Source organism: Emticicia fluvialis, assembly GCF_024793945.1.
Taxonomy (GTDB): Bacteria; Bacteroidota; Bacteroidia; order Cytophagales; family Spirosomataceae; genus Emticicia; species Emticicia fluvialis.
Map to the genome: position 1 here is coordinate 188,667 of NZ_JANUSD010000004.1, position 23,905 is coordinate 212,571.

General features: G+C 40.2%; 19 protein-coding genes. 9 read left to right on the forward strand and 10 right to left on the reverse strand.

The features are described 5' to 3' along the window. Positions 1 to 16 precede the first annotated feature (16 nt). The 6 genes from NZ848_RS06305 to NZ848_RS06330 form a co-directional block, all read right to left on the reverse strand. Complete coding sequence (locus NZ848_RS06305) at positions 17 to 586, reverse strand: 1-acyl-sn-glycerol-3-phosphate acyltransferase (RefSeq protein ID WP_253534599.1); 570 nt, start codon at positions 584 to 586, stop codon at positions 17 to 19. Continuing rightward, complete coding sequence (locus NZ848_RS06310; RefSeq protein ID WP_259014811.1) at positions 579 to 1,727, reverse strand: site-2 protease family protein; 1,149 nt, start codon at positions 1,725 to 1,727, stop codon at positions 579 to 581. The genes NZ848_RS06305 and NZ848_RS06310 overlap by 8 nt, the downstream gene beginning before the upstream one ends. Positions 1,728 to 1,759: 32 nt before the next feature. After that, positions 1,760 to 2,380, reverse strand: coding sequence for an HAD family hydrolase (locus NZ848_RS06315; RefSeq protein ID WP_259014812.1), 621 nt, complete (start codon positions 2,378 to 2,380; stop codon positions 1,760 to 1,762). Positions 2,381 to 2,507: 127 nt separating this feature from the next. Next, positions 2,508 to 2,978: a hypothetical protein gene (locus tag NZ848_RS06320; RefSeq protein WP_259014813.1), complete on the reverse strand. Its 471-nt coding sequence runs from the start codon at positions 2,976 to 2,978 to the stop codon at positions 2,508 to 2,510. Between the two features lie 166 nt (positions 2,979 to 3,144). Further along, complete coding sequence (locus NZ848_RS06325) at positions 3,145 to 4,101, reverse strand: acetyl-CoA carboxylase carboxyltransferase subunit alpha (RefSeq protein WP_259014814.1); 957 nt, start codon at positions 4,099 to 4,101, stop codon at positions 3,145 to 3,147. Between the two features lie 26 nt (positions 4,102 to 4,127). Next, a complete protein-coding gene (locus NZ848_RS06330) occupies positions 4,128 to 5,549 on the reverse strand; it encodes an MBL fold metallo-hydrolase (protein WP_259014815.1) in 1,422 nt (473 codons plus the stop codon). Between the two features lie 154 nt (positions 5,550 to 5,703). On the opposite strand from NZ848_RS06330, the gene dacB reads away from it, so the two are divergent. Continuing rightward, positions 5,704 to 7,146: a D-alanyl-D-alanine carboxypeptidase/D-alanyl-D-alanine endopeptidase gene (dacB, locus tag NZ848_RS06335; RefSeq protein WP_259014816.1), complete on the forward strand. Its 1,443-nt coding sequence runs from the start codon at positions 5,704 to 5,706 to the stop codon at positions 7,144 to 7,146. 30 nt (positions 7,147 to 7,176) lie between these two features. Here the strand turns inward: dacB and NZ848_RS06340 are convergent, their stop codons facing one another. Continuing rightward, on the reverse strand, positions 7,177 to 7,584 hold the full coding sequence (locus NZ848_RS06340; RefSeq protein ID WP_259014817.1) for a group III truncated hemoglobin: 408 nt from the start codon (positions 7,582 to 7,584) through the stop codon (positions 7,177 to 7,179). A 138-nt stretch (positions 7,585 to 7,722) separates the two neighbouring features. On the opposite strand from NZ848_RS06340, the gene NZ848_RS06345 reads away from it, so the two are divergent. From NZ848_RS06345 to NZ848_RS06370, 6 genes are all read left to right on the forward strand, one after another. Next, positions 7,723 to 8,226 (forward strand): hypothetical protein, encoded by a 504-nt coding sequence (locus tag NZ848_RS06345; protein ID WP_259014818.1) that lies wholly within the window; start codon positions 7,723 to 7,725, stop codon positions 8,224 to 8,226. Further along, a complete protein-coding gene (locus NZ848_RS06350; protein ID WP_253534615.1) occupies positions 8,223 to 8,423 on the forward strand; it encodes a helix-turn-helix transcriptional regulator in 201 nt (66 codons plus the stop codon). The genes NZ848_RS06345 and NZ848_RS06350 overlap by 4 nt, the downstream gene beginning before the upstream one ends. Positions 8,424 to 8,914: 491 nt before the next feature. Next, the gene (locus tag NZ848_RS06355; RefSeq protein WP_253534617.1) at positions 8,915 to 10,018 is read left to right on the forward strand and encodes an endonuclease/exonuclease/phosphatase family protein; all 1,104 of its coding nucleotides are present in this window, start codon (positions 8,915 to 8,917) and stop codon (positions 10,016 to 10,018) included. A gap of 39 nt (positions 10,019 to 10,057) precedes the next feature. Further along, entirely contained in the window at positions 10,058 to 11,164 is a 1,107-nt protein-coding gene (gene dprA / locus NZ848_RS06360; RefSeq protein WP_259014819.1) for a DNA-processing protein DprA, read from the forward strand. A gap of 98 nt (positions 11,165 to 11,262) precedes the next feature. After that, the gene (locus tag NZ848_RS06365) at positions 11,263 to 12,153 is read left to right on the forward strand and encodes an alpha/beta fold hydrolase (RefSeq protein ID WP_259014820.1); all 891 of its coding nucleotides are present in this window, start codon (positions 11,263 to 11,265) and stop codon (positions 12,151 to 12,153) included. Between the two features lie 246 nt (positions 12,154 to 12,399). Next, on the forward strand, positions 12,400 to 13,827 hold the full coding sequence (locus NZ848_RS06370) for an amidohydrolase (protein WP_259014821.1): 1,428 nt from the start codon (positions 12,400 to 12,402) through the stop codon (positions 13,825 to 13,827). A 123-nt stretch (positions 13,828 to 13,950) separates the two neighbouring features. On the opposite strand, the gene NZ848_RS06375 is transcribed toward NZ848_RS06370, so the two are convergent. Continuing rightward, entirely contained in the window at positions 13,951 to 14,412 is a 462-nt protein-coding gene (locus NZ848_RS06375) for an Lrp/AsnC family transcriptional regulator (protein WP_101727926.1), read from the reverse strand. Between the two features lie 190 nt (positions 14,413 to 14,602). On the opposite strand from NZ848_RS06375, the gene metH reads away from it, so the two are divergent. Then, the gene (gene metH / locus NZ848_RS06380; RefSeq protein WP_259014822.1) at positions 14,603 to 18,457 is read left to right on the forward strand and encodes a methionine synthase; all 3,855 of its coding nucleotides are present in this window, start codon (positions 14,603 to 14,605) and stop codon (positions 18,455 to 18,457) included. Positions 18,458 to 18,559: 102 nt separating this feature from the next. Next, positions 18,560 to 19,408, forward strand: coding sequence for an SEC-C metal-binding domain-containing protein (locus NZ848_RS06385; protein ID WP_259014823.1), 849 nt, complete (start codon positions 18,560 to 18,562; stop codon positions 19,406 to 19,408). 76 nt (positions 19,409 to 19,484) lie between these two features. On the opposite strand, the gene NZ848_RS06390 is transcribed toward NZ848_RS06385, so the two are convergent. Together NZ848_RS06390 and NZ848_RS06395 are read right to left on the reverse strand one after the other, a co-directional pair. Beyond that, positions 19,485 to 23,225, reverse strand: a complete 3,741-nt coding sequence (locus NZ848_RS06390) for a transglutaminase domain-containing protein (protein ID WP_259014824.1) — start codon at positions 23,223 to 23,225, stop codon at positions 19,485 to 19,487. A gap of 100 nt (positions 23,226 to 23,325) precedes the next feature. Continuing rightward, on the reverse strand, positions 23,326 to 23,880 hold the full coding sequence (locus tag NZ848_RS06395) for a DUF6580 family putative transport protein (protein ID WP_259014825.1): 555 nt from the start codon (positions 23,878 to 23,880) through the stop codon (positions 23,326 to 23,328). Positions 23,881 to 23,905 lie beyond the last annotated feature (25 nt).

Below are 23,905 nucleotides of genomic sequence, written 5' to 3' on the forward strand. Positions count from 1 at the left end.
TAATCCTCTAGTATATTTAATTAAAAATGCCTTTTTCGTAATTATCTATCCAGTCTTTTTTTTCTCCTTCAATCTGCTTAAAAAAAGGCACGAAAAAGGCTTTCATATCGGCCTCAAAATCGCCGCTGGTGTAAAATGGTTTTTCTAAAAAAACAGTTTTTCTGGGGTAGTCAAAACCTACCATAATGATGGGCACTCCTGCGGTATGCGCCATATAGTAAAACCCTGTTTTAAGCTTTTTTACGTTTTTTCTTGTGCCTTCGGGGGCAATGGCTACCAGCAAACTGGCATGCTGATTAAACGTTGCCGCTACCTGCTGCACAAAATTTGTACTTCTGGTACGCACTACCGGCGTACCGCCCAGGGCTTTAAATAACCACCCGTGAGGAGGGCGGAACAGCTCGGCCTTACCCAGATAGCCTATTGATATGCCAAGGTCTGCCCTGGCGCCAACGCCAATCAGGAAGTCGAGCCAGGTGGCATGTGGAGCAACTGCAAAAATCCCCTTTTTCAGGTCATCGGGTAGGTTATGTACGGTTTTCCAGCCTGCTAACCTGAAAACAGATTTTGACAGCCAACTAAACATTTTGTATTATAGTAAAAGGCTTTGGTGTAAAGCACAAAATAAAAATCAACAGGGCAATCCAACCAAGAATCTTCCTTCCGGGTGTCAGTGGCTGGTTATCATAGGTTGGGGGGTGGTAGATTCCCAGAAAACGGCCAATCATTAAACCAAAAGCCAGAAAACCCGAGTACCCCTCAACCGTGGGGTAAAAATAAGTGATAATTAACTGAATCGCAATAACGCTTAGGGTTATGAGCCAATTTGTTATCAGTTTTTCAGAAATTCTTGAAAAACACAAGTAATTAAAAACTACATAAAGCACAAATTTCCATAGTAAATCAAGAAAAGCCTCAGAGTCTACTGTCTGAAACTCATGCGCATTGAAAGTACCTAAACCGGCATAAAACACAAAACCGGTGAATAATATTGGTGAAACAATATTAAAGGCTTTGTCGCCAATGAGCCCGTATAATATATGGCCGCCGTCTAACTGGCCTATCGGGAAAAGATTAAGCGCAGTAAAAAATAATGATAAATAGCCAGCAAATATGATTGGATAATTGGTATAAAGATAAGGGTTAGGCAAATCTCCTACAGCTACGTAATTCTCAAAAAAACTGAATAACAGGCTGTCGCCGAGTTTAACTGAGAAATAGTCGGGGCTGGTTTCCAGAAAATGGCCGTATTCCATGCCATATTGTTTCAGAACTGGAAATAACTCAAATACGTAGTCGAGACTTGGTAAATGACTAAATCCGTACCAAAGTACAACCAGTGCGGCCACAAAACCCGCCAACGGACCGGCAATGCCTATATCAAAGTATTTAACCCTTGAGTTGATACGTTCTTTTATACGAATAAATGCACCCATAGTGCCAAATGTAGAACTTAACCCGCCAAGCCACAATGGTATGTAATAGGGTAGGGTAACATCAGTTTTGTGTTTTTTGGCAACAAAATAATGCCCGAACTCGTGTACTGTCAGAACGCCAAGAAATGGAATAGAATATTGAAAGCCTGTCAGGAACTCTTCCCAACCCATTGGTTTGGAACTAAAAAAAAATGAATTTCCAAAAATCCATTCGGCACCTGTTAGTGTAGTGGTAATAATTGTGACAATAAATAGCGCAAGTTGTATGAGTAATGTTCTGTTTTGCTTCATTAGAGATAATTATTGAAACACAAAGAAACGACTTAAAAAATCGTTTTACAATATTCTATGATTGAAGTTGGGGGTTCAACCAATATTGTGTTCATACCCAAAGCCCTGGCCGATTGGATATTGTGGGCGTTGTCATCAAAGAAAAGTACCTCATGCGGTTTCAGATTAATGGTTTTAAGCACGTGGTGATAAATATCTGCATCGGGTTTCCACATGCCTATTTCGTAGGATAAAAAAAGCTGGTCGAACAGCTCGTTCAGATGGCGTACACCAAACGTCTTTTTCAGATAGTTGTTTGAAGCCTCAATGTGTATGCTGTTGGTATTGCTAAGTAAATAAACAGGGTATTTTTTTCTGATTTCGGCAAGCAATTGAATACGATCTTCCGGGATATCAAGCAGTAAAGAGTTCCAGGCGGTATCTACTTCGTGGTCGCTTAATGGAAACCCAACTGTTTGCCGGACAATTTCTCTGAACTCAATATCAGTAAACTGCCCGGTTTCATAGCGCCTGAATAACTGATTCTCGGCCACCAGTTTTTCAATTACAGCCTGTTTTTTTCCGGTGAGTTTTGAAAATGCTTGAAAAGTGCGGGGTACGTCGATGTTAATGATTACGTTACCGAAGTCAAAAATAACGGCTTTAAATTTCATAAAGATGGATAGTAGAATTGGGGCAATAAAAAAAGTGTCAAACTGTTCTTAAACGTCTGACACTTCTGAAATATTTTGTAAGCTGAATGTTCGGAATTAAAAAAAATCAAAGGTTGACCACAAATCCTTATTTCTCGATAGTTATAGTCTTGTAACCTTTGTTTCTATCCCATACCTGGGTATCGTTTAGAAAAATTTTGTCGGTATATGTATTTTGTTTTTCATGTTTTAGTTCAAACTTAAGTTTGTCAGTATTAGTATCCGTCCAGTAAATGGTTACAGTATGTTCTGCTCCGAGCGGCTCGAATGTTGTAGGGAAAATTCTTAGAGTAGACTTACCATTATTTTGAAAGAACAAAGGTTTGCTTATTGATATGGATGAGATACTCTGTTTTTGTTTAGGAGCAGTAGAGAACTCGAGCATTACCTTAGTTATATCAATATGGTTCGGTTCACTCTGGTTCAGCAGGTCTTTACCGGTAGATTTCTCAATAACCGAAATATCTGCAAAGGCATCAATATTGATGCAGCATTCTCTTTGTTCACAGCTAATGAGGGCTAAAGTGACAGCGAGCGAGAAAAGGAAGTTTTTTATCATTTTACAGTTTTGTTTTGCTGTATTGACTATTAAATATGGATTGGGGTTGGAAACGATAACAAAAAAATTAAATAATTTTTTGCCTGTCATTTTCGACTGAATAATTAAATGCAAAAAGCGGATAACAGCCACAGCCATTACCCGCTTTATCGTAAAGAAATATTTCTTATGCCTCTTCAAAGAAACCCATGGCACAGAACTTATCTATGCGGGCATCAATTCTTTGTTGAGGAGTTTGTTTTTCGAGTAGCTCAATTTCTGAAAGAATACGGCTTTTCAAGCGATGCGACATATCTTCCCAGTCCAGATGTGCACCGCCCAGCGGCTCTTCAATAATACCATCAATCAACTTGTTTTCAAGCATATCGGTGGCGGTAGGTTTCAAGGCTTCGGCGGCTTGTTCCTTGTAGTCCCAGCTGCGCCACAAAATAGTAGAGCAGTTTTCAGGAGATATAACAGAATACCAAGAGTTTTCCAGCATCATTACTTTATCGCCAATAGCAATACCCAAGGCTCCACCGGATGCACCTTCGCCGATAATAATGCAAATAACGGGTACTTTCAAAACACACATTTCGCGCAGGTTACGTGCAATGGCCTCTGCTTGTCCTCGTTCTTCTGCTTCAAGGCCTGGAAAAGCCCCGGGGGTGTCAATCAGAGTAACGATTGGTTTATTGAATTTCTCAGCCAGTTTCATCAGCCTTAATGCTTTTCTGTAGCCTTCAGGGTTAGGCATGCCAAAATTACGGTATTGTCTTTCTTTGGTTTTGCGCCCTTTCTGCTGGCCTATCAGCATAATGGTTTTACCGTCTATATTGGCAAAACCACCTACAATAGCCGGATCATCCCTCACTGTTCGGTCGCCGTGTAGTTCATGAAATTCCTGGCATATTTTTTCTATATAATCTAAAGTATAGGGTCTGTCCGGGTGGCGTGATAACTGTACCCTTTGCCAGCGGGTAAGATTTGAAAAAGTTTCTTTTTTCAAATTCAGGATATTATCTGTCAGGCTTCTTACGGCTTCGCTTACATCCACATTATTTTCATCTGCCAGACGTTTCATATCTTCAAGCTTGGCTTCAAGCTCAGCAATTGGTTTTTCAAAATCAAGAAGAGTTCTCATAAATGATTAACCTCTATGGGGTTTTGTTAAATTTCAAAAGTTTGTCCTTTGTCGGGTATTTCAACTTGTGTATACCCTGATTGTTCAAGTGTAATTTTAAAATTATTCATGGTTTGGTGTTCGCCGTGTACCAGAAACACCTTTTTTAGATGGCCGGCATCCTGCGAGGTTACGAAATTAGTCAAATCTTTGAAATCTCCATGCCCGCTAAAAACATCTATTCTCATAATGGTTGCGTTAACCGGAAGTTTCTGGCCTCTGATGCTGAGCTCTTTCCGTTCGCCGTTCAGTAATTTCCAGCCAAGCGTGCCTTCGCTGGCATAGCCCACCATCAGAATTGTGGCATAAGGATTACTAATGTTGGCTTCAATATGATGCTCAATTCTGCCACCCTGTACCATGCCTGATGCCGATATTATAATACATGGTTCGGCATGGTTAGAAACCGCCTTACTGGCCTGATTCGACTCCAAATATATCAGATTCTCAAAATCAAACAAAGACTCATTTTCTTCAAGGAAAGCCCTGGCCGGTTTGTTCAGCAGTTTAGCGCTCCTTTCATACACCCTCGAGCTGGCCTTGGCCAATGGGCTGTCGGTAAAAACTTTAATAGGTGTAAAGCCTTTTTCGGTGTATAGTTTATTTAAAGTGTAAAGCATGGCCTGGGTACGCCCCACGCTAAATGACGGGATAATCAAACGCCCGGGTACATCTATGCAGGCTTTCTGAATAATATCAGCCAGTAGCACTTCAGCCTCGCCCTGGTCAATATGAAGCCTGTCGCCGTAGGTGGTCTCAGTTATCAGGTAATCAACTGGCGGAAGTGGTTGTGGGTCAACCAGCAATGGATAATTTTTTCTGCCAATATCGCCCGAAAACCCTAAAGTTTTTTTCCGGCCGTCTTCCCAGAATTCAATATAAACGTGTGCTGCGCCCAATAAATGGCCAGCAGGTATAAAAGTAACGAAACCGTTATCTTTAAACTTAAAGCGTTGGTCGAAGGCAATAGGTACAAAATTCTCAATGGCTTCTTTTACCTGCCTGTCAAGATACAACTCACGAGAATCTATATCTTTTTTCTTTTTAGACCTCTTTTTGCTGTCGTGAATCATCTTGAACTTTCGCTGATTCAGTGACGCCGAATCCAGCAGCAGTAATTCGCTTAAATCCATTGTTGCTTTTGTACAAAGCACCTGGCCTTCAAAGCCTTCTCTGTATAGATTAGGAATCTGACCTGAGTGGTCGATATGGGCGTGAGTAAGAATAACTAAGTTGATAAGCGAAGGGTCAAACGGGAAAATTCCGTATTCATACCTTGTTTTTTCGGGGTTATTTTCTCTTTCTAAATCAGTACCACAATCAATCAGAACTCTGTATTCATCATCAAATTCAAGCAGGGTCATACTACCTGTAACCTGCTTTGCCGCTCCCCAAAAAGTTATTTTCATACGAAAATGTTATCAAATATTACAGAATATCAAACAAACTGGTTTTTGCTTCATATCCGGACACAAAAATAAGGAAAGAAATCTTTTTTTTGCTAAGCATTCTTTTTAAATTCGTTGTTATCAATTGCCTTGCCCAAAAACTTACAGTGTTTCAATGAAGCTATTTTTGTTTATTCTATTACAACTTGGTTCACCTCTCGAAAAGTTTCAGCAACTATTAGATACTATTCAGAACGACCGCGAAATCAGTACTGGCACGGTAGCGGCTTCTATCCGCTCTACTCAAAGCGGACTGTATAAAATTCAATACAACGCCGGCAAATCGGTTAACTCAGCCTCAACGCTCAAGCTTGTTTCAACAGCCACAGCATTGTCGGTACTGGGGCCTGACTATAAATTCAAGACCTTTATTGAATACGACGGTACACTGGCCGATAGTGTGCTGAAAGGAAATGTTTACATAAGAGGCACCGGCGACCCCTCCCTGGGTTCATCAAGGGTAGGGCCTGATTTTCAACAGCTGGTCAGTTTATTTGCCAGGCAAATCAAAGATTTTGGTATTAAACGAATTGAGGGCTATATACTAGGCGACGGCAGTGTTTTTCCGGAAAATACGCTGGCAGACTCATGGGTCTGGGGTGATATAGGTAATTATTACGGTGCAGGTGTAAGTGGCCTGAATGTGAACGAAAATTTATATGAGATTTATTTCAAACCGTCCAGAAGCCTGAACGCAGAAGCGCCAATAACCAGAATTTCTCCGGCAGTTCCTGATATCACGCTTATCAGCAAAGTAACCACCGGCGAGCGTGGCTCTGGCGATAATGTAATGGTTTATAATACACCACTCAGTAATACTATTGTAGCAGAAGGTACCGTACCTATGGGTCCTGCCAGTTTTGTAGTGAAAGGTTCTTTGCCAGACCCCGCTTATTTGCTGGCTCATCATGTGTACTTAAAATTTCAGGAACTCCAGGGGCAGGTAAGCAACTTTGCCTTAAGCTGGCAGCAGTATAAAACGAGGTTCAGACCTTCTGATAAGCCCAGACGCCCAATTTTTATTTATGAGTCACCAGGTTTGTCTATTCTGGCACAGCATTGCAATTTTCAGAGTATAAATCTGTATGCCGATGCCTTTTTAAAAACTGTAGGATATACACTTAATAAAGACGCCGGTTTTGATGGAAGCGTGAAAGCCGTTAAAAAACTATGGGCGCAAAGAGGCGTTGATTTGCAGGGATTTATGATGCGTGATGGCAGCGGGTTGTCTCCGTCGGGTGTTTTGACAGCCAATAACCTGACAGATATTTTGTTTACCATGAGTACCGATGGCGCATTCAGAGATTTTTATGCCGGGATTCCGACCGTGGGTGTTAACGGCACGGTTCAGGGGTTGGCGAAAGGCTCAAAAGCAGCCGGGAATGTACGGGCTAAAAGTGGTTCAATAGCCAATACCAGGGCTTTTTCTGGTTATTATACCGCTTCTAACGGCGAACTGATGGCTTTTACATTTATTATTAACCGTTATGCCGACGGCGCCGATAGAAAAGCAAGAAAGTATCTGGAAGATATGATTAAATTAATGGTAGAAATCTGATAATATTATTTTGCTAAAAATGGGTGGTGGCTAGATGGCGCCACCCATTTTTGCGTTCATTATATGGCCTATTTCAAGTGCTTTCTTTTTTACAAATTCAGCTCGCGGCCCGGCAAACAGGGTGTCAGTTGAAATAAACCACAAAGCAAGCCATTTTTCGAATCGCTCGGTGGTTAGGCCATGTTTTTTATGAGCGTCCATGTGTACCCACATCATACCGCCGTCATAGCTGCCTGTCTGAAACAACCAGTTCTCCCAAAAATTTACCACCCTTGTTAAATGTCTGTCCCATTCATTTTCTGGCATTTCAAAAACCGGGGCAAGGTCTGCATCTTTATGCACTTTATTGTAGAAACTTTTAACCAGATTCTCAATATCTGCTCTGTTCTGAATATCGTTCATCTCCCATTTTTTTTGCAAAACTAATGAAGTACTCATTTTAAAAACCTGATTAAAATCATATAGGTTCTAGGCGAGTAAATTTTTTAAAATAATGTTAAATATATTTGTCTAAATGTAAATTATACTTTACATTTGGTTCGTTAAACTTAACATTTATTAAAACACTACAAAATTATGGAAGCAAGGTTCTTATTCCCTCATCATTACAAATTAATCGGCTGGATTATAGCCATCCCATCTCTGGCATTGGGTTTATTTATTATGCTAGGCAATTATGAGCTTGACTGGCTCACTGTTAAACTTCCTTTCCATTACTACTTCACAGATACTTTTACGTTTGGAAACAGCAAAGTAAATACGGATGAAGAAGTATCTGTATTGAACCTTACTGATGAGGTAGCATCCGTAGGTACCATCATTGGTTTATTGTTTGTAGCTTTTTCAAGAGTAAAGATTGAAGACGAATACGTTTCAAAAATACGTCTGGAATCGTTGCAATGGGCCATTTATCTTAATTTCGGGCTATTAATACTGGCCACTATTTTTATTCATGGCAGTGCTTTTTTTAATGTCATCGTTTATAACATGTTCACACCACTGCTGTTTTTTATTATCAGGTTTCATTATATTCTGTTCATTAAGCCTTCTTTCGAGGCTTCAAAACAATTAAAGGCATGAGAAACAGAATCAGAATTGAAAGAGCTATCCTGAATATAACCCAGGCCGATTTAGCCGAGCGCATTCAGGTAAGCAGGCAAACCATCAATGCCATTGAAAGTAATAAATACGTGCCCTCTGCCATATTGGCCATGAAAATAGCGCGGGTTTTCAGCAAGCCGGTAGAAGAAATTTTTGAATTAGACGAAAATGATTGATTGCCTTCGGGCGGATTTAAATACCATAAATATTACGGAAACCTACCCGCAATGTTTATACACTTACAATAATTATGAAAAAGCAAACCGACCCTTGCCTTATGGCTGGGGTTCGGTGTTTTCAGGCACGAGGCACACCGTAAATATTATTAAACGGATATATTTAACCTGATTTGTACTTTTCTTCGACAGACTGGCAAAATACAAAGATTTAATAAGATTATTTAAGGATGCCTCCCGATTAACTGTCTTCAAAAATTAGTACCTGATTAGAACATCGCTTTAAAAAATGTTTGAAAAATTATGTGTTTTATATAAATAGTTATAAGGTGTTGGGCCGAGGCACAATATTTTTAAACAATTGAGTATATAATTCTTTTCATCATTTTATGTTTTCAACTTAAGCCACTATTTTTAGGAATCATAATACCTGCAACTACCGGGGATACACCAATTTCAGATACTTATATCTGAATTGAAATCTTAATAGAATGACAGAATTCCTCAGACTTTCATTAAAGCGAATCTTATTCTTGCTGAATATGATAACTGCCCTGTATACCTTACTGGTATATCAGCTCAGTTATTCGGTAAGTGTTAAGCATTGGCTGGGGGGATTCATGACATTATCGCTCCCGATTGCCTGGTTTTTCAATATTTTTTTTATTTTAATCTGGGCCTTGAGAAGGTCAAAACGGGCACTAATTTCAGTTATTGTTCTGGCAATTGGTTTTCCGCTTATTTTAAGAACCTTTGTATGGCACCAACCCGTAGAGGCAGATAAAAGAAAGACACTGTCTGTTCTTACTTATAACCTTATGTGGTCTGATACAGAACGTTTTGACCCCAGCAGTGGTAAATCAGGAGCAGTAAATATTATGAATACAGCCTTAGACATTGACGCCGACATTAAATGTGTGCAGGAATTATACAATCTCGACAGCAGATGGCAATTTGCGCTGATTAAGCGATTCAGGGAAAAAAATAAACATTACACCTATGTGCATTCAACACCCGGCAACGACCAGGGGCAAGGCGCCATAGGGCTGGCTATTTTTTCAAGGTATCCAATCATCAAGAAAAAAGAGAAGCATTGGGCTATTAATCATAACGGTTTGCTGGCGGCCGATATCGTTGTAGGCCGCGATACCATACGGGTAATGAACGTTCAGCTGAGGTCAATGGGTGTGCGTGTTACGAAAGTGCTGGAGGCCGGAGAAGATAAAGAAAGAGCTAAAAAAGAAGCCAAAACCATTTATCACCAATTGCGTGATGGTTTTAAGGACAGAATCATCCAGATGATTGAACTGGAAAGATGGATAAAAGCAAGCCCGTATCCGGTAATTATAGCCGGCGATTTCAACGAAGTGCCTTATGGCTATGCCTACGGCAGAACCAGAAAATATCTGAACAACGCTTTTGAGGCCAGGGGGCGTGGCTTTGGCTTTACGTATCATTATCCCCCTGGTTTTTTAAGAATAGATAATCAGTTCTTTGACGAAAATTACTTTGAAACCGTAAATTTCAGAACCTATTCAGATAAGCCGTATTCAGACCATTACCCGGTCTGGGCGCAGTATGCTTTCAAAAGATAACCCAATATAATACCTAACTAGCTGTACTAACAAAATCTAATGGAAAAACTATATCAGGTTGCATTAACCCTGGTTGAAGGTGTCGGGAGCATCATGTTCCGGCAATTGATAAGCCACTTCGGATCGGCCGAAAATGTTTTCAAATCAAAAACAGACAAACTACTGAAAATTCCGGGCGTAGGTAAGCAGATAGTAGAGGGCCTAAAAGAAAATACACTCTTAAAAAAAGCAGAAAGCATACTGAATGAAGCTGAAAAAACTCAGGTAAAAATCTACTTTTCTACAGATAAAGATTATCCGCCCAGACTTAAAAATCTATATGATGCCCCCGCTATTTTGTATTTTAAAGGTAATGGCGACCTGAACACTTTGCGCACCATAGGCATTGTAGGTACCAGACAAGCCACCGAATACGGAAGAAAAGTAACTGAAGAAATAATTGAGCAATTAAGCCCTCTGCAGGTTTGTGTGGTAAGTGGCCTTGCCTATGGGATAGACATTGCAGCACATAAAGCTGCTCTGGATAACCAATTGCCTACTATTGGCGTAATGGCAAGCGGGTTAGACATCATGTACCCGGCCGCACATAAGAAATATGCCGAACAGATGTTGATGAGTGGCGGAATCTTGTCTGAGAATCCGTTTGGAATGAAACCTATCCGAAACCTTTTTATTGCCAGAAATCGTATCATTGCCGGGCTTAGTGATGTAACTATCGTGGTTGAATCGGCTGATAAAGGCGGTGCCTTAGTTACTGCAGATTTTGCCAATAACTATAATCGCGAGGTATTTGCTGTGCCGGGTAGCCTGGCCAATAAATACGCTTCGGGTTGCCACAAGCTCATAAAAGACAACAAAGCCATAATTTTTACTGAAACAAATGACATTGTTGAGGCCCTTAACTGGGGCTCTGAAACCAAAGGAACACGTAAAAAGAAACCTGAAGAGGCAGAATTAGACCTGAGCCAGTTTACGCAAGAAGAAAGTCAGGTAATTGCCACACTCAGAACCCACGGCGAAATGCATATTGATAACCTGAGCTGGCAAACGCAGATACCAGTTAATAAGTTAGCTTCGCTTTTGTTAAATCTTGAGTTTCAGGGAATTATAAGAGCAATGGCCGGTAAAAAGTTCGGATTAAAATGATATGAAATTATTTACTTTTACAGCCTCTTCATAAACCATTGCTAAGGTATTTTCGTTATTAACATAACCCTTAAAAACGTAAATATAGCAGCATTAAAGTGAACCTTATTAAAAAACTGAATGGCAAAACACAGAGATTTCTGATTTTTGCCATCCTTAGCATTACCCTTGGTTCGTGTTTCAGCAGATGGATAATGACAGAGTCTGAACTGAAGCAGCACTACCGCGACAGGCTCTCAAAGCCTTTGTTCCACTTGGTTGAAAACGATTCTCTGAAATTACATTATGTAACCTTCGGAGCAGATACCGCCCAACCGGTATTGTTTATACATGGCGCGCCGGGCTCATGGGACGGCTACCTGAATATGCTGGACGACAGCGCATTGCAGCATAATTATCATCTGATTTCAGTAGACAGGCCTGGATACGGGAAGTCACAGAAAAAACCCAAAAAGAGGGTTTATTCACTGGCCGAGCAGGCAAATGCCATTAGCCTGGCCCTAAAAAGTAACCATTCCGGAAAAAAAGCAATAGTTGTCGGCCGCTCGTATGGGGCACCGGTAGCAGCAGAATTGGCAGCCTTGTACCCCCAACTGGTTAAAAAAGTGATTTTGCTTTCGCCTGCTATTGACCCTGACACCGAGAAGTTCTGGTGGTTTTCAAAGTTTGGCAAATTGTTTATAGTAAGGTGGTTCTTGCCAGAAAGAATGAATACAGCCACCGATGAAAAATATGCTCATGTAGCAGAACTAAAAAAACTAAAGCGCGATTGGGCCAAGATACGGTCAGAAGTAACTGTAATGTGTGGAGGAAAAGACTGGATTGTGGACACTTCAAATTTTTCTTTTGCCAAAAAAGTGCTGGCAGGCAAAAATGCCAGGTTTATTTTTATTCCTGAATCAGGACATCTGATTTCTGCGTCGCATCCGGATTTGGTAAAAAAAGAAATTTACGGAATAGAAGAATTGAATGAGTCGCTGGGCAATTAATTGCCTGCTTCTGAATCTTCAGTAAAATTGTGCAATAATACCCACCGTAATACATTTGGAAATTGAAGCCGACTTAGCTTTTTCTGCGCAGTCGGCTTTTCTGTTTTAAAGACCTTTGATTTGCAGATACCGGATTCTTTATGAACCTGCATTGAAAAGCTGGTTCTTTTTTATATTTCTTTGAAACTTTGTTCATTTCAATTTAACTTTAAAGCCTGCACTAAATATTAATTTTTATCAATAAACATGAAAAACCTTACCTTGATTTTTGCTTTGCTGGCAGTGTGTATAGATGTATTTGCGCAAGAAAGTAAAAGCAAAATGCTTGATAACATTGCCAAAAAGGAGATGTATTATGGCTCTATTGCAAAAAAAATATGGAATTATGCTGAGGTGGGCTATCAGGAAACCAGAAGTTCGGCTCTTTTGCAGGAAACATTATCTAAAGAAGGTTTTGCAATTCAGAAAGGAGTGGCTGGTATTCCAACCGCTTTTGTGGCCTCCTTTGGTGAGGGAAAACCAGTAATTGGTATTTTGGGTGAATACGATGCTTTGCCGGGGCTCTCACAAGACTCAACTACTGACCAGAAATCAACAGGAGGTACAGCCGGCCATGCCTGCGGGCATCATTTATTTGGTACGGCATCAGCCGCTGCGGCCATTGCCGTAAAAGAATATATGAAAGCCAACAACATAAAAGGTACCATTCGCTTCTATGGTTGCCCGGCCGAAGAGGGTGGGTCTGGCAAAGTTTATATGGTGCGCGAAGGTTTGTTTAATGATGTAGATGCCGTAATACACTGGCACCCTAATTCAATCAATACCGCTAGTTTTGGAAATTCTTTAGCTAATAAGTCTGGTAAGTTCAGGTTCTATGGGGTTTCTGCTCATGCCTCTATGGCGCCTGAGAAAGGTCGCTCTGCTTTAGACGGGGTAGAAGCCATGAACAACATGGTAAATATGCTCAGAGAACACGTGCCGTCAGACTCACGCATACATTATGTAATTACCAATGGTGGCAAAGCCCCAAACGTAGTGCCAGACTTTGCCGAAGTTTATTATTATGCCCGTAACCCCCGGCGCGATGTGGTGATGGACGTATGGTCAAGAATTGAAAAGGCCGCAAAGGGAGCAGCCTTAGGTACTGATACCCGTGTAGAATGGGAATTAACCGGCGGTACCTACGAATTGCTTTATAATGAAACGCTGGCACAGGTAATGCAAAACAACCTTACCCAAATTGGGGGGCTTAGTTACACGGCAGAAGAAAAGAAATTTGCTGAACAACTTGCCAAAAGCCTGGGCGCAGACCGCCTGAAATATGAAGATGCAACCGATATTAAGCCGCTTGTTAACGAAAAAGGTGGTTCTGGTGGCTCAACAGATGTAGGCGACGTAAGCTGGACAGTACCAACCGTCGGGCTGAGCGTGGCAACATGGGTACCCGGCACACCCGCTCATAGCTGGCAGGCCGTAGCAGCAGGAGGCATGAGCATTGGTCGGAAAGGAATGACGGTAGCCGCTAAAACAATGGCGCTTACGGCCACGCAATTGTTTGAAAGCCCGGAAATTATCAGAAAAGCCAAAGAGGAATTTGCAAAAGCCAGAGGCGAAGGTTTTAAATATATTTCTTTATTAGGAGACAGAAAACCTGCTTTGGATTATAGGAAATAAAGATAAATCATATTTATTTCAATACTAAGCGTGCCACACTAAGCGTGCCACGGCTTTACTTTAATGAATAAGGCCGTGGCACGCTTGTTAATATCATTTCCCTTTATCTAAAATTCAGTTTTATTAAACCTCAAACTTCGTTTCGTTTTTAATTTCACTCATTACAAAAATGCTGTGGGTACTGCCTATGTTCTCTAGCGATGCCAGCTTGTTCATCAAAAAGCTCTGGTATTCGCGCATGTCGTCAACCACCACTTTTATCATAAAATCATATTCGCCAGAAATATTGTGGCATTCAATCACCTCAGTTAGTTTTACAATCTGCTCTACAAACTTTTTACCTGCTTCCTGTGCATGTTCTTTTAACCTGATATTACAAAATACCATCAGGTCTTTGCCTATTTTTTCACGGTCTATCACGGCAACATATTTCTTGATAACCCCATCGTTTTCCAGTCGCCTTACTCGCTCATAAACAGGCGTTGGCGATAGATTCAAACGAGACGCCAGCTCCTTCGTTGTCAAGTGGGCGTTCTCTTGCAGGTACTTCAAAATTTCGCGGTCAGTGGTATCCAGTTTTTGCATAGATAAATTGTCGTTGTAAGTAAATGATTACATCAAAATTAAAAATAATTCTGGTAAGTATTATACCCTGTTTAGATATTTTATCTATTTTATTAAATTTTTTCAAAAAATCAATCTTTAAATAGTATTTTTGTAGGATAAATTATGTTGTTCAGTCATAAGGTAATTAAGGTTTTATGACTAAACTTAAATGACATTAAAAGTGACCGACATTCGCGAAATTCTAAAAAGCAGAATTCTGGTTCTTGACGGAGCCATGGGTTCTTTGATTCAACAATACAAACTGGGCGATGAAGATTATCGCGGAGAGAAATTCCGTGATTTTCCGCATGAGGTGAAGGGTAACAATGATATGCTTTCTATCACCAGACCAGACGTTATCAAAGAAATCCATGCCAAGTATTTTGAGGCAGGGGCAGACATAGCAGAGACGAATACTTTTTCTGCCACTTCAGTTGCAATGGCCGACTACCACATGGAAGATTATGTGTATGAGCTGAATTACAAGTCGGCCAGAATTGCCCGTGAAGTAGCAGACGAATTTACGGCTCGTAACCCCGGCAAGCCACGTTTTGTGGCGGGTTCTATCGGGCCAACAAACCGTACGTTGTCGCTCTCGCCTGACGTAAATGACCCCGGTTACCGTGCCATTACCTTTGATGAACTCGTTGATGCCTATTACGACCAGATACAAGGTCTGGTAGATGGCGGCGCCGATGTGCTGCTGGTTGAAACCATCTTTGACACGCTCAATGCCAAAGCAGCTTTGTTTGCCATAGATTTATACGATTCTGATAAACGAAGGGGAACCATCCGGCCACTGAATAGCCATTCAATACCAAAACAGGACAACACAAATGCCCCTTTGGCAAGAAAAGAAGTGAGGATTCCGGTAATGGTTTCAGGCACAATTACTGATGCCTCTGGCAGAACGCTTTCCGGCCAGACCACCGAAGCATTTCTGACCTCTGTGTCTCATATCGATTTATTGTCAATAGGTTTAAACTGCGCTTTGGGTGCCGACTTAATGCGCCCCTATGTGCAGATTCTTGCAAAAGAAGCTCCTTTTCTGGTTTCTGCCCACCCCAATGCGGGCTTACCCAACGAAATGGGCGAATACGACCAGTCGCCGGAAGAAATGGCGGACATAGTGGAGGATTTCCTACAGAACGGATTCATGAATATCATCGGTGGCTGTTGCGGCACTACACCTGCCCATATCAGGGCTATTGCCGAAGTAGCACAAAAATATAAGCCTAGGGAGATACCTGAATCCGAACCGGTACAGAAACTGTCGGGTCTTGAGCCGCTGAGAATAAGCAAAGAATCAAACTTTATTAACATCGGTGAGCGCTGTAATGTAACTGGCTCTAAGAAATTTGCGCGTTTGATTCGCGAAAATAAATACGATGAGGCTATATCAGTAGCCCGCGAGCAGGTTGAAGGTGGCGCGCAGGTGATTGATGTGAATCTGGACGAGGGAATGATTGATGGGGTAGAAGCCATGAAAACCTTCCTGAATCTGTTGATGGCAGAACCTGACATTGCCCGATTGCCGATTATGATTGACTCCTCCAAATGGGAAGTAATAGAAGCCGGGCTGAAGTGTGTTCAGGGTAAGTCAATCGTTAACTCTATATCTCTGAAAGAAGGAGAAGAGAAATTTAAGGAGTCGGCAGAAAAGATAAAACGTTATGGCGCCTCGGCAGTTGTTATGGCATTTGACGAGCAGGGCCAGGCTGATTCTTATGAACGCCGCGTTGAAATATGTAAACGGGCATACGATATTCTGGTAAATGAGGTGAACTTCCCTGCGCAGGATATCATTTTCGACCCAAATATCCTTACCGTGGCCACAGGTATTGAAGAACATAACAACTATGCAGTTGATTTCATTAATGCTACCCGCTGGATAAAAGAAAACCTGCCTGATGCCAAAGTATCTGGCGGGGTATCTAATATATCGTTCAGTTTCAGGGGTAATGAACCTGTTCGCGAAGCCATGCATACTGTTTTTCTTTATTATGCTATTAAGGCAGGCATGGATATGGGCATTGTAAATGCCGGGCAGCTGGGTGTTTATGACGACATACCCAAAGATATGCTTGAACTTTGTGAAGATGTGCTTTTGAACCGCAGGCCTGATGCCACCGAAAGGCTGGTAACGTTTGCCGAAACTGTGAAATCGAAAGGAAAAGAGCAGGTGATTGATAATGCCTGGAGAGAATTACCGGTTGGGAAACGATTGGAACACGCTCTGGTTAAAGGCCTGGCAGAATATATTGACCAGGACGTAGAAGAAGCCCGGCAGCAATTCGAACGGCCTTTGCAGGTGATTGAAGGCCCACTGATGGATGGCATGAACGTAGTAGGTGATTTGTTTGGTGCCGGTAAAATGTTTCTGCCTCAGGTAGTGAAATCGGCCCGTGTGATGAAAAAGGCAGTAGCCTACCTTTTGCCTTTTATTGAAGAAGAAAAGGCAGGAGGAGAAAGCTCAAGCGCAGGCAGAATATTGATGGCTACCGTAAAAGGTGATGTGCATGACATAGGCAAAAACATTGTTGGCGTGGTATTGGGCTGTAATAATTACGAAGTGATTGACTTGGGAGTAATGGTGCCAACCGACAAAATTCTGGCTGAGGCGAAGAAACATAATGTGGATATTATTGGCTTATCTGGTCTGATAACGCCCAGCCTGGACGAAATGGTGGGTGTGGCTAAAGAAATGGAGCGTCAGGGCTTTACCATGCCTTTACTGATTGGCGGAGCCACTACATCTCGTATCCATACAGCAGTAAAGATAGACCCGCATTATTCAGGGCCTGTTATTCACGTGTTGGATGCGTCTAAGAGTGTGCCTGTGGCAGGCAGGCTTATGCAGAATGCACAGACCCATCAGGAGATTTTTGATGAGATAAAAACCCAATATGCCAACCTGCGCACCGAACACGCCAGCAGGCAAAAAGATAAAAACTTTGTAAGTATTGATAAAGCGCGCGATAACCGCGTGCCTATTGATTGGGTGAATTTTCAGGCAACTAAGCCTAAATTTTTAGGGACCAGAATTTTTGAAAATTATGACCTTGCCGAAATTGCAAAATATATCGACTGGACACCGTTCTTCCAGACCTGGCAGTTGCATGGCAAATATCCAAAGATTTTTGATGATGAAATAGTTGGTACTGAGGCCAAAAAACTGTTTAATGATGCTCAGAAAATGTTGAAGAAGGTAATTACTGAAAAATCATTAAGAGCAAGTGCAGTTATAGGTTTTTATCCGGCTAATTCAGAGGGTGACGATATAGTACTTCATAATTTTGAAGAGTTTACTTATGACCTTGCCGGACAAGGGAGTCTGAAAGGCACCGGGTATCGTGTGATGAGCAACACGGCTGTATCTGAAAAAGGCGAGTTGATTGAAAACACCGACTCATTGGCAACATTGCATCATTTACGCCAGCAAAACCTGAAGGCCCAGAATCTGCCAAACCTTTGCTTGTCAGACTTCATTGCACCCTCAGCCTCGCATAAGGAAGATTACCTGGGCGCCTTTGCTGTTACAGCAGGCCTGGGCATAGAGGCCCTATTGGAGCAATACGAAAAAGACCATGACGATTATAATTCAATTATGCTTAAAGCCATTGCAGACCGTTTGGCAGAGGCGTTTGCAGAGTTGATGCACGAGAAAGTTCGTAAGGATTTCTGGGGGTATGCTACCCAGGAAGAGCTTAGTAATGATGACTTGATTTCAGAGAAATATCAGGGTATTCGTCCGGCACCGGGTTATCCGGCATGCCCAGACCACACAGAAAAACGTACCTTGTTTGATTTATTACAGGCCGAAAAAATTGGTATTGAACTCACCGAAAGTTTTGCCATGTATCCGGCCAGCTCGGTGAGTGGCTGGTATTTTGCTAACCCTGAGAGTAAATACTTTACCATTGGCAAAATCAGTAAGGATCAGGTGATAGACTACGCTCAACGCAAAAATATGAATATTGAAGAGGCTGAAAAATGGCTGAGTCCGGTTTTAAACTATGATTAAGAGCCGATATAATAACATCAGGAAGGCAACTCGAAAGGGTTGTCTTTTTTGTTAGGGGTTTTTGACCTAATTTTGTGTATTAAACTACGACAGCATTTTACTATGTTCACCTACCAAATCAAAAATCCGGCTGAGGCGTTTATCAATATTGAAATAGAGCAAGGAGCGTTTGCCGGTAAAACTTTGAAATCAACAGAACTGCAACCCTGCATGGATATGACCTGCCCCTGCGGAAACATCTATTTTGCAGATGACACCGAAAATGTGTTCGCATTGGATGTATCAACCAGCCATATTCTTAAATATACCGATAAGGATACTTTAGATGGAAGTAAAGATGCTACTCTGAAGGCATTTGAAGATGAGATTGCGCCTGCTCAATGGAAAGAACTGAATACTTTTTTCAGAGACCTGAAAGGTATGGCGTCTGAAATGGCCGAAACCGGTAAAATTGAAGCCCAATTTGCCAATTATAAAAAAGTATTGCAGGAGTCGCAGATGGTTTCTTATTATGAAATACTGCCTTGGTCTTATGACCTGCATCTGGAAATTGACGGTACAAAGTATTGGATGAGCGATTTTTATTGCGTACAGCCGTCTTGCCAGTGTACCAGCGTAATGCTTTTGTTTTCGTTGAGTTATGATGAGCAGCCCAATCTTGAACTCTGGTTTGATTATGCCAAGCAGGAAGTATCTATGGGCCAGCTGGACGACAAGACATTGCCGGTTACCAAAATTATCAGAGAAATTAAATACACGCAAGCTGATAGATTCAGAAAAACGTTGAGCAACCGACACAAACGGATGAACGATTTTTTTGTTGATTTTTTAAAAAGAAACAATATTACGCCCAGCATGAAGTCACCGGTGATTGGAGGTGATAATTTAGGCAGAAATGATCTGTGTGGTTGTGGAAGCGGCAAGAAATATAAAAAATGCTGTGGGGTGTAAACCAATTTAGAAAACAAAAAACCCTTCTATTTAGAAGAGTTTTTGTTGAGCTTTATTCAAAACTTTCAATTATATTTTATTTCATCACAAGCGTTGTATTGTCTGCTTCTATGGCTTTTGTGATAAACGTCTTGAACCCTGAGAAGTCTTCTGGTTTGATGTTTTCAGCTTCAGCAGTATATGTTCTCCTGATTTTTAACTGTTTATCATTAATCTTTGTAAAACTTAAATCATATATATTGCCTTTAAAACTGAGATGAACATTTTCCGGCATTTCAAGTAATTTAATTCCTCCATCAAAGTTTATTATGAGAGTTTCATCATAATAATCAACTCGTTCATAAAAGTTATAATCGAAGTCAAAAACCCGTTCGCTGTCATCAAATATATCCAGTTTAGCAATATAGTCAGTAAAAGGAAGCTTTAATGTTCTGAAAGAGCCTGCTTTTTTGATTTCATTTTCTACGGTATATTCATAACTGAATATAGCTGTGTCTTTTCTTGGCTCAAGCTTTTCGAATTTTAGCCAATTAAGTTTTGTGGGAGACTCAGCACCTTCTGTTATTGATTTCTTAAATTCTTCCTTGCGCTTATCTTCATCCAGATAGTAGTAAATATCACACATATTACTTGCCTGATTTCCCGTTTTCACTACGGTCTTTTTAAAAGTGACATTATTAGAAACGGTCAGCGAGAAAGTACCGTTTCTGATTATTTTATTGTCATAACCTTTATTCAATTTCAATGAACCTAAAGATATATTGTTACTTACATTCTTAACGGGTATCTCCAAAATAGAAGCGCCTTTATGTGAGAAATAAAGATATCCAAAAGGTAAGTTTGTATCTGTTAGCTCAAGATACTTGCTACCACTTTTCAAATTGACTTTTACAATGCAATGATTGAAATTCAATGATGGCAGAACTACATTTTTCTTCCCATTATCGCGGGTATTAATTAAAACAAGATTCACATCAAGGCCTGCAGCTCTTGCAATAGATGCATATAGGGTTGAAACATCTTTACAATCACCAAGCCTGGTGTGGTAAATAGTAGAGGCTTTCTGCGGAATATAGCTACCCTGTCTGAAATCTATTGAACTGTACTGTATGTTTTTACAAACAAAATCATAAATAATGCGTGCTTTTTCTTCATCAGTATATTTCTTATTGTCGAACAGGCTTTTTACTATTGAATGAATTGTGAAGTCGGGCTGGGCCTGCTTTTCAGACAAATCACTGTACCAGCCTGCTATATCTGCCCATGTGTTGCCCAAACTGATTTGGACGGTTGTTCCAACATCACTGAACGGAGGCGTATAGTTTTCATCTTTCAGGTTTTCTGGTGATACTGATTTCCAGTTATAAATATCAAAACCTTCAAGTTTGCTTTTTTGTGGTTTTATATTGGCATTTATTACAGTGTCTTTTATGCTTAAGCCTTCTTGAACAAACACTGTGTATTCCCTTTTATAGACGGGGCGAAATGAATTGAGTGCAAAAGAATCATAAATAAAAGAAGATGAACTGCTGCCATTAGTCTGCTTGAAGAGATAGTCAACATATATATAATCTCCTACTTCCAGATTAGTAAATACCCACTCATCTCCATTTCTTTCTGCATCTAACTTGCTTCCGTTCTTCTTGATGGTTTTTACTTCATTAACCTGAATTAAATCGTTTGCATCACCTGATAGCTGAATCTTCTGCCATTCTTCAATCGCTCTTTCCTGATTAATCTTTATAATATAAGAGTTTCTACTGGCTGTGGCTCTCGTTTTGAAAACAATAAATGATTTTTTCTCATTGACTATATCATAAGGTGCTTTGATTTTAGGTGAAAAATTCTTTTCATAATCTTTAATTGCTTCAACTGCATTAATTCCTATCACAACATCAAATGTAGGTTTTTCACCTTTCAGCTCTCTTATTTTTTCGTTGTATTCAAATGAAAACGGAAAAAACTTCAAGGCTTGTTCATAATAGGCAACGGCGTTTTTTTTGTCATTAATCATATTATGAAGCGCAGCCAGATCTTGCAGCGTTTCGTAATCTGACGGTCTCATTTTCAGTATGTCAAGACATACCTTGATAGCTCCTTCATAATCTCTTTTACGCGATAACAGGTTTACTATTTTTCTATCTAAAAGAGGGTCTAAAACCAGCTTTTTCTCTTCTTGCAATTTTTTTATTGCGTCTTCAATTCTTCCCTGGTCTACATAGTCGGCTTTTAATATATCACTTAGTTGGAAATTGAAATTATTCTTCAGGTATTTTTCAATTATTTCATTTGTCTTCTTTGGGTCAGGGGCTACCGACTTCTGAATCTTATATTTTAGCTCTACAATTTCATGATCTTCAGGATATTTAGCGTAAACCTCATCTACTTTCAATACTAAATTATTTACGTCTTCATTTATACCTAATAGAATAATATCAGAAAGCATTATTTTCTTTTCAGCATAAGGGAATTTCTCTTTTATCAGTGCTACGTATTCTTTTATTTTACTTTTATCTCTCTGGTCTACGGCTTCTTTTAAATCATTAGCCACAATGTCATAGTCTTCAGGATATAGTTCTTTATAACTCTCGTAAGTCTTGTTCTGCTCAGTTGTGTTGTCAGAAGATCGATAGAAATTTATCAATTCTCTTAATATTAAGTAATTGTCGGGATGCGTCTCATAGAGCTTATATAATACCTCTTCGGCAGCATTTATATCCAGTGCTCTTAAATAGGTTTTTGCCAACAAAAGTTCGTAGAGCAAATCTTCGCCTTTAGATTTCTTTTTCAGTTCTTCTACTGCAAAGAAAGGTATAGCTGTAATAGTGCCTTTGTATTTTTGATAAGCCTGATAGTCAGGCTTGGCATTCAGATAAATAGACTGATTATTAAGGTCTGTAAATCTCACATGAAAATAAGCGAAGGATTCTTCGTAATCGCCAACTTGAACAAGAATCCTGTTGAAGCCTTTGTTGAGATGGCATTTTACCTGATAATAGTCAGCTTCTGTATGCCTTCTTTCAGGTTCTGAATGAACAAGTGAATCGTTCAACCATATTTTAAGCGAACCCGCATTTCCGAATTTCATCAATACATCTTGCTCATTAGGCGATTCTATGAACGACTGCCCGTAAATGATTGAATTATCGCTTGAGAAGTAATACTTTTTTATGGCAAAGCCATTTGTAGTACTTATAGGAGGTGTAAACCAGGTGACTTCAGTATTGTATTTTGCTTGAAACTTTTGCCCTTCTTTGGGTTTATATACGGCACCAACATCTTTATTAAAGCCGCTGTTCATCAGGTTGTCAAATGGACCCAGAAACGACCATTTGCCTATTGAGTTCATACTCAACTGATATTCGTTTAATTTCTCAACGTTGTTTGAGTATATATAATGATTTGTAAAAGCTGACTTGACAATTTCATCAAACTTAGATTTTAACCTCTTGTCGGTCTCTACTTTTTTCAATAGTGCAAGCTGATAAGGAGTATGTTTACTGGATGAACCAATCACACCTTCTTCACCCCACATAGCAAAAAGTTCAGCAGAAGGGTCGACAGAATTGTCGTAAAAATCCTTAAACAATTCGGATGCTTTATCAGGCCTACCTATAACAGTGTAGATTAAATTCAGCGTTAGTTGAGCTTTTTCTTTGGTCTGCTTGTCTTTCAGTGCTTTCTCAAAAGAATTGATAGCATTCTTAATATCTGCATTGTCGAGATATTTCCAGCCTTCCTGATAATGATTTTGAGCAATAAGGTTGAAAGAAAGCGAAATGAAAAAAGAGAGTGATAAAAGAAAGGTTTTTTTCACGGGTTAGTCACGTTTAGGATACTTGATATCAATACAGCAATTTAAAAAATTAGTGCAGGTCTTTTAATAAAAAACCTGCACTAGTAGATATATTACGCAATTAAGCCATTCTCAATACTGCAAAGCGCCTTTGTAGCAGATAGAACCCGCCAAACAAAACTCCTGAATAGAACAAGTCTCCGAGAATCTGATTTTGATAAAACTCAAGACCTGCATTATAAGAAGCTAAAATGCCTATCCAATTATGAGGGTAATTCCCTAAAGTAGGGTTTGGGACTGGCGCTTCAGGGTATAAAAAGGCAAAGTTTGTTATCAGATAAAAAATTGTTGAACTCGCTAAAGAAGCACCGGTTACTCTTAAAACAGAAACTTTATTCAGAAAAAATATACCAATTAGGGTTACCAGCAAAAATGAGCCATAAGTTACCGGCATGCCCGAGTGGAAACCCCAACCGGTTAGCAATTCATATATGGTGTCGCTCAGAAGCATAGCCGCCATTGGTATGGCAATTGCCACCCAACGATTGGTAAAATAAGCGCCTCCAAACAAAGCTAATGCTGCCATGGGTGTAAAATTAAACGGATGCGGCAGTATTCTTACAATGGCTGCAAGAACAATAATGGCAACAATAGTAGAAAAACGTGTAATATTCATAAATATCAATTGTTCTGTATCAGGA

Coding starts and splice junctions, on each gene's coding strand:
- NZ848_RS06375 (WP_101727926.1), bottom strand. CDS start 14,412: ATGCAAAAACTGGATACCACTGACCGCGAAATTTTGAAGTACCTGCAA.
- dacB (WP_259014816.1), top strand. CDS start 5,704: ATGAAGCTATTTTTGTTTATTCTATTACAACTTGGTTCACCTCTCGAA.
- metH (WP_259014822.1), top strand. CDS start 14,603: ATGACATTAAAAGTGACCGACATTCGCGAAATTCTAAAAAGCAGAATT.
- NZ848_RS06340 (WP_259014817.1), bottom strand. CDS start 7,584: ATGAGTACTTCATTAGTTTTGCAAAAAAAATGGGAGATGAACGATATT.
- NZ848_RS06350 (WP_253534615.1), top strand. CDS start 8,223: ATGAGAAACAGAATCAGAATTGAAAGAGCTATCCTGAATATAACCCAG.
- NZ848_RS06355 (WP_253534617.1), top strand. CDS start 8,915: ATGACAGAATTCCTCAGACTTTCATTAAAGCGAATCTTATTCTTGCTG.
- NZ848_RS06370 (WP_259014821.1), top strand. CDS start 12,400: ATGAAAAACCTTACCTTGATTTTTGCTTTGCTGGCAGTGTGTATAGAT.
- NZ848_RS06385 (WP_259014823.1), top strand. CDS start 18,560: ATGTTCACCTACCAAATCAAAAATCCGGCTGAGGCGTTTATCAATATT.
- NZ848_RS06395 (WP_259014825.1), bottom strand. CDS start 23,880: ATGAATATTACACGTTTTTCTACTATTGTTGCCATTATTGTTCTTGCA.
- NZ848_RS06305 (WP_253534599.1), bottom strand. CDS start 586: ATGTTTAGTTGGCTGTCAAAATCTGTTTTCAGGTTAGCAGGCTGGAAA.
- NZ848_RS06310 (WP_259014811.1), bottom strand. CDS start 1,727: ATGAAGCAAAACAGAACATTACTCATACAACTTGCGCTATTTATTGTC.
- NZ848_RS06320 (WP_259014813.1), bottom strand. CDS start 2,978: ATGATAAAAAACTTCCTTTTCTCGCTCGCTGTCACTTTAGCCCTCATT.
- NZ848_RS06345 (WP_259014818.1), top strand. CDS start 7,723: ATGGAAGCAAGGTTCTTATTCCCTCATCATTACAAATTAATCGGCTGG.
- dprA (WP_259014819.1), top strand. CDS start 10,058: ATGGAAAAACTATATCAGGTTGCATTAACCCTGGTTGAAGGTGTCGGG.
- NZ848_RS06315 (WP_259014812.1), bottom strand. CDS start 2,380: ATGAAATTTAAAGCCGTTATTTTTGACTTCGGTAACGTAATCATTAAC.
- NZ848_RS06325 (WP_259014814.1), bottom strand. CDS start 4,101: ATGAGAACTCTTCTTGATTTTGAAAAACCAATTGCTGAGCTTGAAGCC.
- NZ848_RS06330 (WP_259014815.1), bottom strand. CDS start 5,549: ATGAAAATAACTTTTTGGGGAGCGGCAAAGCAGGTTACAGGTAGTATG.